Source organism: Streptomyces sp. NPDC004126, assembly GCF_050275515.1.
Taxonomy (GTDB): Bacteria; Actinomycetota; Actinomycetes; order Streptomycetales; family Streptomycetaceae; genus Streptomyces.
In genome coordinates this window covers 102,241-117,872 of record NZ_JBNNPF010000013.1, presented here as the reverse complement: position 1 = coordinate 117,872, position 15,632 = coordinate 102,241, and the positions used below count along the sequence as shown (strand labels likewise).

Genomic DNA, 15,632 nt, shown 5'->3' with positions numbered 1-15,632 from the left:
GGCGCGCCCGCGCACGGGTTAGCCTGGATGGTCGGTGCGGAGCCAGAGGAGAGCAAGCGTGCGGGTCGGAGCGGTCGAGTGAAGTTCCTGCACACCTCCGACTGGCACCTCGGCCGGTCCTTCCACCGCGTGAACATGCTCGGAGCCCAGGCCGCCTTCGTCGACCACCTCGTCGAAGCCGTCCGGGAGCACGAGGCCGACGCCGTCCTCGTCGCCGGCGACGTCTACGACCGGGCCGTTCCCCCGCTGCCCGCCGTGGAGCTCTACGACCGGGCCCTGCACCGGCTCGCCGACCTCGGCGTCCCGACCGTGATGATCTCCGGGAACCACGACTCGGCCCGCCGCCTCGGGGTCGGCGCCGGGCTGATCGGCCGGGCCGGGATCCACCTCAGGACCGACCCCGCCGGCTGCGCCGACCCCGTGGTGCTGGCCGACGTACACGGTGACGTGGCCTTCTACGGGCTGCCCTACCTGGAACCGGCACTGGTCAAGGACACCTTCGCCGCCGAGAAGGTCAGCCACGAGGCCGTGCTCGGCGCGGCGATGGACCGGATCCGGGCCGACCTGGCCGGCCGCGCCCCCGGCACCCGCTCCGTGGTCCTGGCCCACGCCTTCGTCACCGGCGGGCAGGCCAGCGACAGCGAACGCGACATCGCCGTCGGCGGGGTCGAGGCCGTACCCGCCTCCGTCTTCGACGGCGTCGACTACGCCGCCCTCGGCCACCTCCACGGCTGCCAGACGATCAACGAACGGGTCCGCTACTCCGGTTCCCCGCTCGCCTACTCCTTCTCCGAGACGGCCCACCGCAAGACCATGTGGCTGATCGACCTCGGCCCGGCCGGGGAGATCACCGCCGAACGGCTCGACACCCCCGTGCCCCGCCCCCTCGCCCGGCTGCGCGGACGGCTGGAGGACCTCCTCGACGACCCCGCGCACACCGCGTACGAGGACTCCTGGATCGAGGCCACCCTCACCGACCCCGCCCGCCCCGAGGACCCCATGGCCCGCCTCGCCGCCCGCTTCCCGCACACCCTCAGCCTCGCCTTCGACCCCGAGGGCCGCGAGGAGGACGGCACGGCCTCCTACGCCCAGCGCCTCAAGGGCCGCAGCGACCAGGAGATCGCCGAGGACTTCGTCGCCCACGTCCGCGGCGGCGGCAGCGCCGACGAGGCCGAGCGGGCCGTGCTGCGCGGAGCCTTCGAGGCCGTACGGGCCGAGGACGGCCGCGCGGAGGCCGGCCGATGAGGCTCCACCGGCTCCACATCACCGCCTTCGGACCCTTCGCCGAACCCCAGACCATCGACTTCGACGCCCTCTCCGGCGCCGGGATCTTCCTGCTGCACGGCCCCACCGGAGCCGGCAAGACCTCCGTCCTCGACGCCGTCTGCTACGCCCTCTACGGATCCGTCCCCGGCTCCCGCCAGGCCCCCGGCACCAGCCTGCGCAGCGACCACGCCGCCCCCGACACCCCCACCGAGGTCACCCTCGAACTCACCGCGGGCGGCCGCCGCCTGGAGATCACCCGGCGCCCCGAACAGGACCGCCCCAAGAAGCGCGGCACCGGCACCACCAAGGACAAGGCCCAGTCCTGGCTCCGCGAGCACACCGGCGAGGGCTGGACCGCGCTCAGCCGCTCCCACCAGGAGATCGGCGAGGAGGTCGAGCAGCTCCTCGGGATGAGCCGGGAGCAGTTCTGCCAGGTCGTCCTGCTCCCCCAGGGGGAGTTCGCCCAGTTCCTGCGGGCCGGCGCCGAAGCCCGCGGCCGGCTCCTCGGCCGGCTCTTCGACACCCGCCGCTTCGCCGCCGTCGAGACCCTCCTCGCCGAGCGGCGCCGCGCCGCCGAGGCCAAGGTCCGGGCCGGCGACGAGAAGGTCCTGGCCGCCGCCCAGCGGCTCGCCCAGGCCGCCGGACACAGCGCCGACCTGCGGGCCTGGCCGCTGCCCGGCCACCAGCCCGGCGACCCCGGCCTCGCCGGGGCCGTCCGCGCCTGGGCCGCCGTCGCCCGATGCTCCGCCCGGGAGCGGCTCACCGTCGCCGAGTACGCGCTCGCCGCCGTCGAGGGACGCCACGCCGCGGCCCGGCGCGACGCCGAGGAGGCGCGGGAACTCGCCCGGCTCCAGCACCGCCACGCCGAGACCGCCCGCCGGGCGGAGCTGCTGGCGCAGGCCGCGCCGGAACGCGAGCGGGTACGGGCCCTGCTGGACCGGGCCCGCCGGGGCGCCCTCGTGGCCCCCGCCCTGGAACTGCGCGGGGCCGCGGCCGCCGCCCACCTCACCGCCGCGCACGCCGAGACCCTGGCCCGCGCGGAGCTGCCCCCCGCCCTCGCCGGAGCCGGCACCGAACAGCTCTCCGCCGTCGAGCAGCGCCTGCGCGAGGACCTCGGCGCGGCCGGCGCCGCCCAGCGGGCGGAACAGCGCAGCGCCGAGATCGGCCGGGAGCGGGCCACGCTGGAACGGGAGTCCCGGGACGCCGACGAGCGCTACCAGGAGTCCGCCGAGTGGCTCGCCCGCTGGGAGGCCACCCGGACCGCCCTCCGGGAGAAGGTCGACTCCGCGCAGCAGGCCCTCACCCTCGCCGAGCAGCTGGCGGGGCGGCTGGAGCCGGCCCGGATGCAGCTGACCGCCGCCCGGCGCCGCGACTCCCTCGCCGCCGACGCCGGAGCCGCCGCGGGCGAGCTGCTGCGGGCGCGCGAGGAGTCGTCCGCCGCGCGGGAGAGCTGGCTGGAGCTGAAGGAGGCCCGGCTGCGCGGCATCGCCGCCGAGCTGGCCGGCGCGCTGACCGCCGGGGAGCCCTGCACGGTGTGCGGGTCCGCCGAGCACCCCGCACCGGCCCGCCCCGCCCCCGGGCACGTCGACCGCGCCGCCGAGGACGCCGCCCACGCCCGCTTCGAGCAGGCCGAGGAGCGCAGGGCCGCCGTCGAGCGGCGGCTCGCCGCCGTCCGGGAGGCGGAGGCCGAGGCGGCCTCCGCCGCCGGGGACGCCACCACTGCCGAACTCCTCGACCTCACCGCCGACCTGAGCGCCCGCCACGCCGCCGCCCACGCGGACGCCGCCGCGCTCCACACCGCCCGCGAGCGGCTCGCCCGCGCCGAGCGGGAGCACCAGGCGCGCAGCTCCGACCGGCTCGAAGCCGAGCGCCGGGCCGCCGCCCGGGCCTCCCGGCGCGAGGCCCTCGACGAGGAGCAGGCCTCCCTCGAAGCCGAACTGGTCCTGGTCCGCGCGGACTCGCCCAGCGTCGCCGCCCGCGCCCGCACCCTGGAGGACCGGATCCGGATGGTCACCACGGCCGCCGCCGCGCTGCGCCGGGCCGAGACCACCGCCGCCCGGCTGAAGGAGGCCGACGGCCAGCTCGCCGACGCCGCCTTCAAGGCCGGGTTCGACACCACCGAGCAGGCCGCCGACGCCGTGCTCCCCGAGTACGAGCGCACCGCCCTCCAGCACCGCCTCGACGCCTGGCAGGCCGAGGACGCGATGCTGGCCGACCGGCACGCCGAGCAGGACACCGCCGCCGCGGCCGCCCTGGCCCCCGCCGAGCCGGCCGCCGCCGCGGCCGCCGAGGAGCGGGCCGCCGCACTGCTGCGCTCCGCCGCCTCGGCGGTGGACGCCGCCCGGGTGCGGTGTGCCGAGCTGGACCGGCTCTCGCGCCAGGCGGAGCAGGAGCTGCGCGCCCTGGGCCCGCTGCGCGAGGCGTACGAGCGGGTGGCCCGGCTGGCGGGGCTCACCGCGGGCACCTCCGCGGACAACGAGCGCAAGATGCGCCTGGAGGCGTACGTACTGGCCGCACGGCTGGAGCAGGTGGCCGCCGCCGCGACCGTACGGCTGCTGCGCATGTCCGGCGGCCGTTACACCCTGGTCCACTCCGACGCCCGGTCCGGCGCACGCGGGCGCTCCGGCCTCGGGCTGCACGTGCTGGACGCGTGGACCGGCAGCGAGCGGGACACCGCCACCCTCTCGGGCGGCGAGACCTTCTTCGCCTCCCTCGCCCTCGCCCTCGGCCTGGCCGACGTGGTCACCGACGAGGCCGGCGGCATGCGCCTGGACACGCTCTTCATCGACGAGGGCTTCGGCAGCCTCGACGACCAGGCGCTGGACGAGGTGCTCGACGTACTGGACTCGCTGCGCGAGCGGGACCGCAGCGTCGGCATCGTCAGCCACGTCGGCGACCTGCGCACCCGGGTCCAGGCGCAGCTGGAGATCGTCAAGCAGCGCGGCGGCTCCGTGGTGCGCCACCGCACGGCGGGCGTCACGGACTGAGCGGCCGCCGGGCGAGCGGGGACGAGTACACGACGCTGGTGGTCACCGGGCCCAGCCCGGCGATCCGGCCCGTGACCTCCTCCAGGTGGGACATCGAGCGGGCGGCCACCTTGAGGACGAAGCAGTCGTCACCGGTCACGTGGTGGGCCTCCAGGATCTCGGAGGTGGCCTCCAGGAAGTCGTGGAACGGCTTGTAGTTGCCGTGCGGATAGCGCAGCCGCACCAGGGCCAGGATCGCCTTGCCCAGCTTCTCGTGGTCGACCACCGCCGTGTAGCCGGTGATGATGCCGGCCTCCTCCAGGCGGCGGACCCGCTCGGTGACGGCGCTCGCGGACATCGAGACCGTGCGGGCGAGTTCGGTGAAGCTGGCGCGGCCGTCCTGCTGGAGCGCCGCGAGGATCCGCCAGTCGGTGGCGTCGGGGGAATAACCGGTCATGCCGGAGGTCTAGCAGGGGAATCCCCGGGGGATCAAGGGAAAGGCCGGGGAAATCGACTTCTCGGCTTGATCATCGGATCGTAGATTTTGAGCCATGACGACGACGCAGAACCAGAACAGCACCCCCGCCACCGTCAACCCCGTGCTCCGGGTCCCCCCGGCGAGCCCGGCCGCCGCGGCCGCCTACTTCGCCGCGAGCCTGGCCTTCCACGCCGACGTGTCGGACGTCGCCGCCGCGTTCAAGGCCCACCGCGAGCAGGGTGCCGACCTCGGGTTCCAGCTGATCGACTCCCGCTCCACCCCCTCCTGGGACCAGGCCCACGTGCCCGGCGCGATCCACCTGCCCACCGCGCTGATCCCCGAGCAGGCCGAGAAGCTCCTCGACAAGGACGTCCCCGTCGTCACCTACTGCTGGGGCCCCGGCTGCAACGGCGGCACCCGCTCCGCCCTCGCCCTGGCCGAACTGGGCTTCCAGGTCAAGGAGATGCTCGGCGGCATCGAGTACTGGATCCGTGAGGGCTTCGAGGTCGAGACCTGGGAGGGCAGCCGGCAGCGCGCCGAGGCCGACCCGCTGACCGCCCCCACCGACTCGGACGACTGCGGCTGCTGAACCCGCACCGCCCGCGCGACGACGGAGGGCCGCCCACCCCCCACCAGGGGGAGCGGGCGGCCCTCCGTCATGTGCTCAGAGCCGCGACAGCTCGTCCAGCAGGTCGTCCAGACCCAGCGAACCCTGCGACAGCGCCGCCATGTGCCACTTCTTCAGGTCGAAGGACTCACCGTGCGCGGCACGGGCGTTTTCCCGCCCCAGCAGCCAGGCGCGCTCGCCCAGCTTGTACCCGATGGCCTGACCGGGCATCGACAGGTAGCGGGTCAGCTCGCTCTCCACGAAGTCGGCCGGCCGGCCGCTGTGCAGCCCGAAGAACTCCTGCGCCAGGTCGACGGTCCAGCGCTCGCCCGGGTGGAACGGCGAGTCCGCCGGGATCTCCAGACCCAGGTGCATGCCGATGTCCACGATCACGCGCGCGGCGCGCATCATCTGGCAGTCCAGGTAGCCCAGCCGCTGCTCGGCGTCCTTGAGGTAGCCGAGCTCGTCCATCAGGCGCTCCGCGTACAGCGCCCAGCCCTCGGCGTTGGCGCTGACGAGGCCCACGGTCGCCTGGTACCGGGAGAGCTGGTCGGCGACGTGCGTCCACTGCGCGAGCTGCAGGTGGTGGCCCGGAACGCCCTCGTGGTACCAGGTGGAGACCAGGTCGTACACCGGGAAGCGGGTCTGGCCCATCGTCGGCAGCCAGGTGCGGCCCGGCCGGGAGAAGTCCTCGGAGGGGTTGGTGTAGTACGGGGCCGCGGCGCCGCCGGGCGGGGCGATCATCGACTCGACCCGCTTGACCCGCTCGGCGAGTTCGAAGTGGGTGCCGTCGAGGTTCTCGATCGCCTCGTCCATCAGCCCCTGCAGCCAGGCGCGGACCTCCTCGACGCCCTCGATGTGGGTGCCGTGCTCGTCCAGGTGGCGCAGGGCGTCCCACGGGTTCGGCTCGCCCGGCAGGACCTTGGCCGCCTCGGCCTTCATCTCCGTGAGCAGCCGGTGGTACTCGGCCCAGCCGTAGGCGTACGCCTCGTCCAGGTCCAGGTCCGTGCCGTTGAAGTAGCGCGACCAGCGGGCGTAGCGCTCGCGGCCCACCGGGTCGGGCGCGTCGGCGACGGCCGGCGCGTACACGTCGCGGATCCAGTCGCGCAGTTCGACGACGGCGGTCGTCGCGGCGGCCGCCGCCCCGTCCAGCTCCGCGCGCAGGGACTCGGGCCCTGCGGAGGCGAACTCGCCGAAGAAGTCGCGGGAGCCGTCGCCGTCCTGACCGGCCCAGGTGGTGAGCTGCTCGACGAAGGTGGCGGCGGGACGCGGGCTGCCGAGCAGGCCGCGCTCCAGGCCGAGGGCGAGGCTCTCGCGGTAGCCGGCGAAGCAGGCCGGTACGGCGCGCAGCCGTTCGGCGATCGCGGACCACTCCTCCTCCGTGTCGGCGGGGGTGAGCGTGAACACCTCCCGGACGGCGTGCGCGGGGGAGTGGATGTTGCTGACGGCCCGCAGGTCTTCGTCGGCCGCGTGCACCGCGAGTTCGGCGTTCAGCCGCTCGCGCAGCAGCCGGGCGCAGCGGCGCTCGGCGTCCGTGCCGGCACCGGGCAGCCGCTCGGCGGCGTCCAGCCGGGCGAGGGTGGTGCGCAGCAGGTCGCCGAGCGCGGCGCGGCCGGCGGGGGAGTAGTCGGGCAGCCGGCCGGAGCTGGCGGCCACACCGAGGTAGGTGCCCTGGATCGGGTCGAGTGCGATGAGGTCGTCTACGTAGGCATCGGCGACCTGGCGGGGCAGACGCGCTGCGCTGTCGGTCTGGAGGGTCTCTGGCATGCGGACATCTTCGTACGGGGGAGGCCCCCTCGTCATCACCATAAGCGCTCAGCCTCCTGACGGATCGGCTGGGCGACCGGAGGCACAGGACCTGCGGTCAGCGCCCGGGGTGCTGCCGGTTCCCGTACGGGGCCTGCGCGCGCGGGAGTCCGTACGGCAGGCGCGAGACGACCGGGGTCGCGTCGAGGCGGGCGGTGATCACCAGGGTGCCCTCCTCGATCTGGTAGTCGAGGGGCAGGCCGAGGCCGCGCATGGCCGCGACCATACCGGTGTTGGAGGCCTGCGTGACGGCGTACACGCTGTCGCAGCCGGCCTCGACGGCCATCGCGATGAGGCGGCGCAGCAGCTGCGAACCGATGCCGCGGCGCTGCCAGTCGTCCTCGATGAGCAGCGCCACCTCGGTCTCGTCGCCGTCCCACAGCAGGTGGCCGAGGGCGACGAGCTTGCCGGAGGCGGTGGTGGCGGCGAGGGTGCGGCCGAAGCGGGGGCTCAGCAGGTGGCCCAGGTAGCGGTCGGCGTCGGCGACCGGGCCGTGGTAGCGCAGGCCGAGGGTGCGCTCGCTGCACCGCTCGTGCATGGCGCGGGCGGCCGGCAGGTCGGAGGCGTCGGCGCGGCGCACGGTGATCTCGTTGCCCTCGGGCAGGGTCAGCACGTCCTGGCTCCGCGGCATCCGGTGCCCGAGGCGCGCGTCGAGCTCGACGAGGGCGCGGGCGCGGGCGAACTCGGTCGGGGTGAAGGGCAGGTAGGGCCGCTCCACGGTGATCGCGCCGCCCGAGGGGTCGCGCAGCCGCATCACCGTGGCCTCCAGGACGCCCTCGACGGGGGCGTCGGCGCCCGCGTTGGGGCGGCCCGAGAGGGTGGTGGCGGGGATCGACTGGATGGTGCAGCGGCCGAGCAGCTGGCGCAGCGCGAGCGGGAGTTCGGCGGCGTCCAGGGCGGTGCGGGTGGCCAGGCCCAGGACCCGGGTCGGGGCGTCCACCAGGTCGTGGGCGTCGGCGCGCTCGATCCAGGTGCTGCGTCCGCCGGCCTGGGCGACGGCGCGGGTCAGGTCGGCGGCCGCCAGCTCGCGCGGGGCGCGCAGCAGGAACTCGTCGACCGTGCCGCCCTCGGGGAGGGGGTGCGTCTGCAGGGTCAGGATGTCGACGCCAGCGCGGGCGAGCGCGGTGCACAGCGCGGCGAGGCTGCCGGGCTCGTCGCGCACGGTCGTCCGCATCCGCCAGAGCGCGGGGTTGGCGGGCGCGGCCCCCGGAGCGGGGGCGGCGGGATCGGAGGGGGCCTTGGCCGCCGGGGGCGGCGCATGGCTGTGCCGGCGTGCCCACCAGGTGTGGAAGGCCGCCGTGACCAGGAGCGCGACGGCCGAGGCGACCAGCAGGACCGGGCCGTCCGGGCCGTGCGCGACGAGGTTGGCGATGCCGTCGGCGACCGCGACGGCGCAGAAGAGGGCGGCGAGTTCGACGAGGTCCCGGCGCCAGTGGTGGCGGTGGGGGCGCTGGGCGGCGGAGGCAGGGTTACGGTCAGTCATGCACACCACTCTGGCTCAGGGGTGTTGCGTGATCACGAACGATCTGTGACCGACTGGTTAAGCGTCGATCCAGCCGGTTTCGCCTGGTTTTCCAGCGGATTTCCACTGGTGACCGGCCGGTCGCCGGAGAGTCGGCGGAGAGTCGCCGGTCGATGGCCGGCCGGTCACCGGGCACGGGTCAGGACTGACCGACGCGGCCCGGCTGCAGGACCCGGGTGAAGAGTACGCCGCCTCCCTGGCGGCGCAGCCGGACGGTCAGCTCCCCGCTGCCGCCGTCGATCTCGACCTCGCCGTAGTACGGGGGGTTCTCCGCCGGGGACATGTTGGCGACCGGCGCCGACTGGACGAACTCCGTCTTCGGGCCGAAGGTCGCGTCGAGCCGGCCCGCCGGGAAGCCGCCGGCGCCGATCGGCCCCGACACGAACTCCCAGAAGGGCGCGAAGTCGGAGAAGGCCGCGCGCTCGGGCGCGTAGTGGTTGGCGGCGGTGTAGTGGACGTCGGCGGTGAGCCAGAGGGTGCCCGTGATGTGCTGGTGCTTGATGTGCCGCAGGAGTTCGGCGATCTGGAGCTCGCGCCCCAGCGGCGCCCCGGGGTCGCCCTGGGCCACCGCCTCGAAGTCCACCGCGCCGTCGGGGACGACGATGCCGAGCGGCATGTCCGCGGCGATCACCTTCCAGGTGGCGCGGGAGCGCGAGAGCTCCCGCTTCAGCCAGGCCAGCTGCTCGGCACCGAGGATGCCGACCCGGTCCTCGCTCTGGCGGCCGGGGGAGTTGGCGTTCCGGTACGTCCGCATGTCCAGCACGAACACGTCCAGCAGCGGGCCGTGCCGCAGCACCCGGTACATCCGCCCCTCGGTGCGCCCGCCGCGCAGGTCCGTGACCGGGAAGTACTCGCCGAAGGCCTGGCGGGCGCGGGCGGCGAGGGTGTCGACGTCCTTGACGGTGTAGCGGGGGTCGTCGAGCAGCTGCCCGGGGTACCAGTTGTTGCGCACCTCGTGGTCGTCCCACTGGGCGACCACGGGGACCTGGGCGTAGAAGTCCCGCAGGTTGCGGTCCAGCAGGTTGTACCGGAAGTTCCCGCGGAACTCGTCCAGGGTCTCGGCGACCTTGGACTTCTCCTCGGTGGTGACGTTGTGCCAGACGCGGCCGTCGGGCAGCGGCACGGCGGCCTTGATCGGCCCGTCCGCGTAGATCGTGTCCCCGCTGAAGAGGAAGAAGTCGGGGTCGCGCAGCCGCATCTCGTCGAAGACGCGGTAGCCGCCCAGTTCCGGGTTGATGCCCCAGCCCTGGCCCGCCAGGTCCCCGGACCACAGGAAGCGCACGTCGTGGCGGCGGGAGGCGGGAGTGGTGCGGAAGCTGCCGTGCACCGGCTCGCCGGAGCGGCGGGGGTCGTCGGGATCGGTGAGCACGACCCGGTAGTGGATGCGCTGGCCGGGCGGCAGGTCCCGCAGGGTCGTGGTGCCGGTGTGGTCGGTGGCGGGGCCGAGGAAGGGGCCGCCGTGGCGGCGGACGCCGTAGCGGAACGACTCGCTCGGCGAGGTCTCCACGTACATCCGGGCGGGACGGTCGGAGCGGGTCCAGACGGCGGCCGAGTGGGAGGTGACCTCTCCCGACTGGGTGCCCCACAGCGCTGCCGGGCGGCCGGATCGGACGAAGGCGGCGGCCCTGCGGGGGGAGGCCAGGGCGGGGGAGGCCAGCGCGGTGGACAGGGCCAGGCCCAGCGGGACGGCCAGGGAACCGCCGAGCAGGGTCCGGCGGGTGTGCGGCATCGGTGCCATGGGGTGCGTCTCCAGGGGCCGGCGGGGGCGGGCCGGACCAGTGTGCCTTCGCACACGGGACCGACCGCGTCGCCCACGCGAACCGTGGATGAACAGCCGTCAGCCGGTCATGTGCGGCGTGCCGGCGCCCCTGTCGTCCCGCTGCGCCTTCGCCGTGTCCCGGATGACGCGCGCCACCAGCGCCGGGTCGTCGTTCATCGGCACGTGGCCGCAGCCCGGGAGCCGCACCAGCCGCGCCCCGGGGACGGTGTGCTTGGCCCGCACGCCCTGGCGGCGCAGCAGCAGCCGGTCCCGGGTGCCCCAGGCGATCGTGACGGGGATGCCGGGCACGTCGTGGGTGAAGCGTACGGAGCCGCCCGCCGCCAGGGTCTCCTCGAAGCCGGCGGCCTCCCGCAGGGCGAGGGTCTCGGCCACCACCGCCTCCGGGGCGCGGTGGGCGGGGCGGGCGTAGATGGCGCCGGTGAGGGCGGCACGGCCGGGTCCGCTGCGCGAGAGCCGGTCCAGGGCCGGCAGGGGCAGCGCCCTGGCCCCGGCGCGCAGGGCGCGCAGCGCGGTGAAGGCGTAGCGCCGCTCGGGCTCCGACCAGAACCCGGCGGGGGAGAGGGCGGTGACCGAGCGGGCGAGGCCGGTGCGCCCCATGTTCAGGGCGAGCAGCCCGCCCAGGGAGTTGCCCGCGACGTGCGGGCGCTCGACGCCGAGCGCCGCGCAGAGCGCGCCGAGGGCCGGGGTGACGGTGGCGAGGTCGTAGGGGACGCCCGCGGGCAGGGGTCCGGAGGCGCCGAAGCCGGGCAGGTCGACGGCGATGACGTCGTGGTCGGCGGCCAGGACCTGGGTCACCGGATGCCAGGCCTGGAGGTGGTGGCCGATGCCGTGCAGCAGGAGAAGCGGTTCGCCGGCGCCCTTGCGCTCGTAGGCGACGGTGGCGGTGCGGGGGCCCAGCGGCGAATCGATCGTGAAGGAGACCGTGGCGGTCATGCTGCTCCTCGTCGGGTGGACGCGTATGAGACAGGCCGTCAGTAACGACTGCGTCCATGATTACCGTCGAGTAGCGTCCGGCTACAAGCCTTTGCGAAGTCCGCGCGACGAGCAGGTGCCGAGCGAGAACATCCTGTGAACGGGTTGCTACATATGCCCGATCTGCCCGGCAAAGCGGCGAGGATTGGTCTTGACCAAGGGGGTGCGCCGTCCTATCGTCGCGGATAGTGCAGGAACCTTTAATAAACAAGGGCGCGGAACTGCGGCGCGAAACAGCCGCTGGAACACGGCGATGCCGGACACGGTGACAGCGGCGATTGCAGGAGGAGTCAGGGTGGGGACGACGCAGCTCGAATCGGTGCCGGAGCCGAAGTACTGGCACCTGAAGACCGTGCTCAGCGACGCGCTGGACCAGGACTTCGCGGTCGGCGAGGTCCTGCCGAACGAGCGTGAGCTCGCCGCGCGCTTCGGAGTCGCCCGCGCCACCCTGCGGCAGGCCCTGGAGCAGCTCGAACTCGAAGGCCGCCTGCAGCGCCGCCGCGGCGTCGGCACCACCGTGGCCCCGCCGCGCGTGGGCGTCGCCGTCGGCAGCGCGCAGCAGGGCTGGCCCGGCGAGGGCGCCGACGGCTGGGAGGCCGTCGACGCGGTCGAGACCGTCCCCGCCGCCGCCGTCCTGGGGGTCCTCGGGACCGCCGCCGACGAGCCCGTGCACACCGTGCGCCGGACCCGCGTCACGCAGGGCCAGGCCGTCGCCGCCGAGCTGCTGTACGTGCCCGCCGCCTCGGTGCCCGGGCTCTCCGCCATCGACGCCCCCGCCGGCCCCGCCCGGGCCCGCGCCGTCATGCGGGAGCTCCAGCGGCTCCCCCTGGAAGGGCAGGACCGCTCGGTCGAGCTGGGCTCCGCCCGGGCCGACGACGCCAAGGAGCTGGACCGGCTGCCCGGCGCTCCCGTGCTCCTCGTGACCACCCGCTACTTCACCGCCGCCGGCACCGCCGCCGTCTCGGTGGCCACGTACCGCGCCGACACCTGCCGCCTGACCTTCGGCGACTCGGGCGTGGAGATCACCGAGACCCGCGCCGCCTCCTGACCGCCCCGCACACGGACCCCGGGCGCCCCACGGGCCCCGGGGTTCTCCGTACCCGGCCGCGCCGCCGCCCCCGCAGGGTCAGCGGCGGGCGGTGACCGTCCGCTCCACCGCGAAGAGCTCTTCCTCCACGTGGCCCAGGGCCAGCCGCAGGGCGCCCGTCGCCACGGCGGCCTCGCCGAGCATGGACAGCGCCACCCGGGGCGGGCGCAGGCAGTAGCGCTCCAGCTCCCGGCGCAGGGGCTCCAGGACCCCGTCCAGTCCGGCCGCCCAGCCGCCCACGACCACCAGCTCCGGGTCCATCGCCAGCACCAGCGCCGCCACGTCGTGCACCAGCCGCTGCAGGAACCGGTCCACCGCGGCCACCGCCCGCTCGTCGCCCCGCTTGGCCATCGCGAACACCTCGGCGACCGCCGGCTCGTCCAGCGGGTGCAGGGGCTCGCCCGTCGTCGACAGCAGCCGCTCCGGGGTGGCCTCCCGGCCCAGCAGGTGCAGCGCGCCGATCTCGCCCGCCGCCCCGCCGAAGCCCCGGTGCAGCCTGCCGCCGATCAGCGAACCGGCGCCCGGGCTGAGCCCGGCCATCACGAACACCATGTCGTCGATGTCGCGCGCCGCGCCCTTCCAGTGCTCGGCCAGCGCCGCCGCGTTGGCGTCGTTCTCCACCTGGACCGGGCAGCGGAAGGAGCGCCGCAGCCGCTCGCCGAGCGGCAGTCCCGTCCAGCCCGGCAGGGCCGTGCCCAGGCGGACCGTCCCGTCCGCCTCGACGATGCCGGGGCTGCCGACACCGACCGCGCGCAGCGAGTCGCGGGGGATCCCGGCCCGGCGCAGCAGTTCGGCGACCGCCGTCCTGACGCGTTCCAGGCGCTCATCGGCCGAAGCGGTCTCCGAGACGTCCTTGGTGCCGGCCCCGATGACCCGGCCGTCGAGCCCGGACAGCAGCACCGCGATCCGGTGCGAGCCGATCTCGATGCCGAGCAGGTGACCCGCCTCGGCGCGGAAACGGAACCTCCGCGCCGGCCGGCCTTGGCGGCGGGCGCCTTCCTCGGCGACCGCCTCGACCACCAGGCCGGTGCCGATCAGCCCCTCCACGACCCCCTCGACGGTCGGCCGGGAGAGCCCGGTCACCCGTGTGAGATCGGTGAGGGTGGGCGATCCGGCCGCCCGCAGCGCGCGAAGCACCACGGCCGAATTGATGCGCCGGAGCAGAGAGGGATCCCCGCCGGTCAGCTGCCCCAACGTGTGTCCTCCCAGCTAACGACCTTGTCAGGCGGATCGTACTGCGCCCCCGGCGCGGCGGCGAGAAGCGGCCCCCCGCCGGCCGGAACCGGCCCTCGTCTCAGGCCGGCGAGACGAAGCCGGACTCGTACGCCGCGATCACCGCCTGGGTCCGGTCGCGCGCCCCCAGCTTGCCGAGGACCGCGCTCACGTGGGACTTCACCGTCTCCGTCCCGACGATCAGCTCGCGGGCGATCTCCACGTTGGTCAGCCCCCGGGCCATGAGCCGCAGCACCGCCTCCTCCCGTTCCGTCAGCGCGGCCCGCTCCAGGACCGCGCGGGCCTCCCGGTTCCCGTACTCGGCGGCGAGGGCCCGCACGGCCGCGGGGAAGAGCAGGGTCTCGCCCTCGGCCACGAGCCGCACCGCGTGCACGATCTCCGAGGGGCGGGCCCGCTTCAGCAGGAAGCCGTCGGCTCCGGCGCGCAGCGCCTGGTACACGTACTCGTCGTTCTCGAAGGTGGTGACCACGAGGATCTTCGGAGGGGAGTCCACCGACCGCAGGACCGCCCTGGTCGCCTCGATCCCGTCGAGCAGCGGCATCCGTACGTCCATCGCCACCACGTCCGGCCGCAACTGCCGCACGAGCGGGATGACGGACGCCCCGTCCGCCGCCTCGCCCACCACCTCGATGTCGGGCTGGGCCTCCAGGACGGCACGCAGACCCGCGCGCACCAGGGGTTCGTCGTCGACGAGCAGTACGGTAACCGGCATCCGGTCAGGGTATTCGCTCCAGCGGAAGCCGCGCGCACACCCGCCAACCACCCTCGTGGAGCCCGGTTTCGGCCTCGCCGCCGAGCAGCGCCGCCCGCTCCCTCATGCCCCGCAGACCGCTCCCGCCGCCCCTCGTGACGGAAGGACGATCAGGCAGCGGGTTCGTCACCTCCAGTTCCAGCCGGCCCGCGGCCATGTCCACCCGAACCCGGACGGGAACGGGACCGCAGTGGCGCAGCACGTTGGTGAGCGCCTCCTGCAGGATCCGGTACCCCTCACGGGTGACCGGTCCGGGCAACTTCTCCAGCGGACCCGTCAGCCGGGCGTCGACCTCCGCCCCCGAGGCGCGGGCCGACTCCAGCAGCCGGTCCGCCTCCATCAGGGTCGGCCGCTGCGACGGCGGCTGCGCGGACTCCCGCAGCACCAGCAGGACCCGCTCCAGATCCTCCAGCGCGGCCCGGCCGGTCTCCTCGATCGCGCTCAGCGCGCGGTCGGTGAACTCGGGATCTCCGGCGGCCCGCGCGGCACCCGCCTGGATGACCGCCACCGTCAGGGCGTGCCCGATGGAGTCGTGCAGCTCGCGCGCGATCCGGGTCCGCTCCAGCAGCTGCTCCGTCCGCGCCTCCAGCGCGGTCAGCCGCTCGGCGGCAGACGGCCCCAGGAGGAGCCGGGCGATGGTGGTGATCAGCTCGCCGAGCAGGACCACGATCAGGACGAGCAGGAGGAGCGGCACCGGCACGAGGAGGGCCGCCGCCCAGCGCGACGGGGCGAACGGCACGGCGAGGTCCGAGCCGAGAGGGTGCCCGAGGGCGATCGTGATCAGCTCGATGGCCTGGACCGGCAGCCACACCGTGGCGAACATGGCCGCACCGGCGACGACGAGGCGTATCTCCAGCCACAGCACCGTCCGCCACCGGTCCGCCCAACGCGCCGACGGGGCACTGCCGATGAGGCCGTCCTCATCGCCCCGGTCCTGCGGAGTGAGCAGGAACCGCGCCTGGAGCCCCTCGGCCAGCCGCACCCACGGCACGAAGCCGAACGGTATGACGATGAGCAGCGGCATCCACGGGGCGCGCGGGTTGATGAACATCCACAGGGCGAGCAGCAGCACCGGGACGCACAGGTGCAGCCAGCGCGAGTACGTCACCGGCCGGAACGGGGCACGGAGCAGTCGGATCATGCCCCCCATCGTGGCAGCGGACG

General features: G+C 74.8%; 12 protein-coding genes. 4 read left to right on the top strand and 8 right to left on the bottom strand.

Going from position 1 to position 15,632, the window contains the following annotated elements:
* Positions 1 to 78: 78 nt before the first annotated feature.
* Positions 79 to 1,245, top strand: a complete 1,167-nt coding sequence (locus ACQKM2_RS15155; protein WP_427709827.1) for an exonuclease SbcCD subunit D — start codon at positions 79 to 81, stop codon at positions 1,243 to 1,245.
* Positions 1,242 to 4,253, top strand: coding sequence for an AAA family ATPase (locus ACQKM2_RS15150; RefSeq protein WP_427709825.1), 3,012 nt, complete (start codon positions 1,242 to 1,244; stop codon positions 4,251 to 4,253). Before ACQKM2_RS15155 ends, ACQKM2_RS15150 begins: the two co-directional genes overlap by 4 nt.
* Here ACQKM2_RS15150 and ACQKM2_RS15145 read toward each other — a convergent pair.
* The gene (locus ACQKM2_RS15145; protein ID WP_427709823.1) at positions 4,243 to 4,689 is read right to left on the bottom strand and encodes an Lrp/AsnC family transcriptional regulator; all 447 of its coding nucleotides are present in this window, start codon (positions 4,687 to 4,689) and stop codon (positions 4,243 to 4,245) included. The genes ACQKM2_RS15150 and ACQKM2_RS15145 overlap by 11 nt on opposite strands.
* 94 nt (positions 4,690 to 4,783) lie before the next feature.
* On the opposite strand from ACQKM2_RS15145, the gene ACQKM2_RS15140 reads away from it, so the two are divergent.
* Positions 4,784 to 5,299: a rhodanese-like domain-containing protein gene (locus tag ACQKM2_RS15140; protein WP_427709821.1), complete on the top strand. Its 516-nt coding sequence runs from the start codon at positions 4,784 to 4,786 to the stop codon at positions 5,297 to 5,299.
* A 75-nt stretch (positions 5,300 to 5,374) separates the two neighbouring features.
* Here the strand turns inward: ACQKM2_RS15140 and ACQKM2_RS15135 are convergent, their stop codons facing one another.
* The 4 genes from ACQKM2_RS15135 to ACQKM2_RS15120 all read right to left on the bottom strand — a co-directional run bounded on the left by ACQKM2_RS15135 (position 5,375) and on the right by ACQKM2_RS15120 (position 11,358).
* The gene (locus tag ACQKM2_RS15135) at positions 5,375 to 7,084 is read right to left on the bottom strand and encodes a DUF885 domain-containing protein (protein WP_427709819.1); all 1,710 of its coding nucleotides are present in this window, start codon (positions 7,082 to 7,084) and stop codon (positions 5,375 to 5,377) included.
* A 97-nt stretch (positions 7,085 to 7,181) separates the two neighbouring features.
* The gene (locus ACQKM2_RS15130) at positions 7,182 to 8,606 is read right to left on the bottom strand and encodes a GNAT family N-acetyltransferase (protein WP_427709817.1); all 1,425 of its coding nucleotides are present in this window, start codon (positions 8,604 to 8,606) and stop codon (positions 7,182 to 7,184) included.
* A 178-nt stretch (positions 8,607 to 8,784) separates the two neighbouring features.
* Entirely contained in the window at positions 8,785 to 10,383 is a 1,599-nt protein-coding gene (locus tag ACQKM2_RS15125; protein ID WP_427709816.1) for an alkaline phosphatase D family protein, read from the bottom strand.
* A 99-nt stretch (positions 10,384 to 10,482) separates the two neighbouring features.
* Positions 10,483 to 11,358: an alpha/beta fold hydrolase gene (locus ACQKM2_RS15120; protein ID WP_427709814.1), complete on the bottom strand. Its 876-nt coding sequence runs from the start codon at positions 11,356 to 11,358 to the stop codon at positions 10,483 to 10,485.
* A 334-nt stretch (positions 11,359 to 11,692) separates the two neighbouring features.
* Here ACQKM2_RS15120 and ACQKM2_RS15115 point away from each other — a divergent pair, with 334 nt between their 5' ends.
* Positions 11,693 to 12,445, top strand: coding sequence for a GntR family transcriptional regulator (locus ACQKM2_RS15115; protein ID WP_125815450.1), 753 nt, complete (start codon positions 11,693 to 11,695; stop codon positions 12,443 to 12,445).
* A 78-nt stretch (positions 12,446 to 12,523) separates the two neighbouring features.
* Here the strand turns inward: ACQKM2_RS15115 and ACQKM2_RS15110 are convergent, their stop codons facing one another.
* The 3 genes from ACQKM2_RS15110 to ACQKM2_RS15100 form a co-directional block, all read right to left on the bottom strand.
* Complete coding sequence (locus tag ACQKM2_RS15110) at positions 12,524 to 13,678, bottom strand: ROK family transcriptional regulator (protein ID WP_427709813.1); 1,155 nt, start codon at positions 13,676 to 13,678, stop codon at positions 12,524 to 12,526.
* Between the two features lie 100 nt (positions 13,679 to 13,778).
* Positions 13,779 to 14,429 (bottom strand): response regulator, encoded by a 651-nt coding sequence (locus ACQKM2_RS15105; protein WP_125596758.1) that lies wholly within the window; start codon positions 14,427 to 14,429, stop codon positions 13,779 to 13,781.
* 4 nt (positions 14,430 to 14,433) lie between these two features.
* The gene (locus ACQKM2_RS15100; RefSeq protein ID WP_427709810.1) at positions 14,434 to 15,609 is read right to left on the bottom strand and encodes a sensor histidine kinase; all 1,176 of its coding nucleotides are present in this window, start codon (positions 15,607 to 15,609) and stop codon (positions 14,434 to 14,436) included.
* Positions 15,610 to 15,632 lie beyond the last annotated feature (23 nt).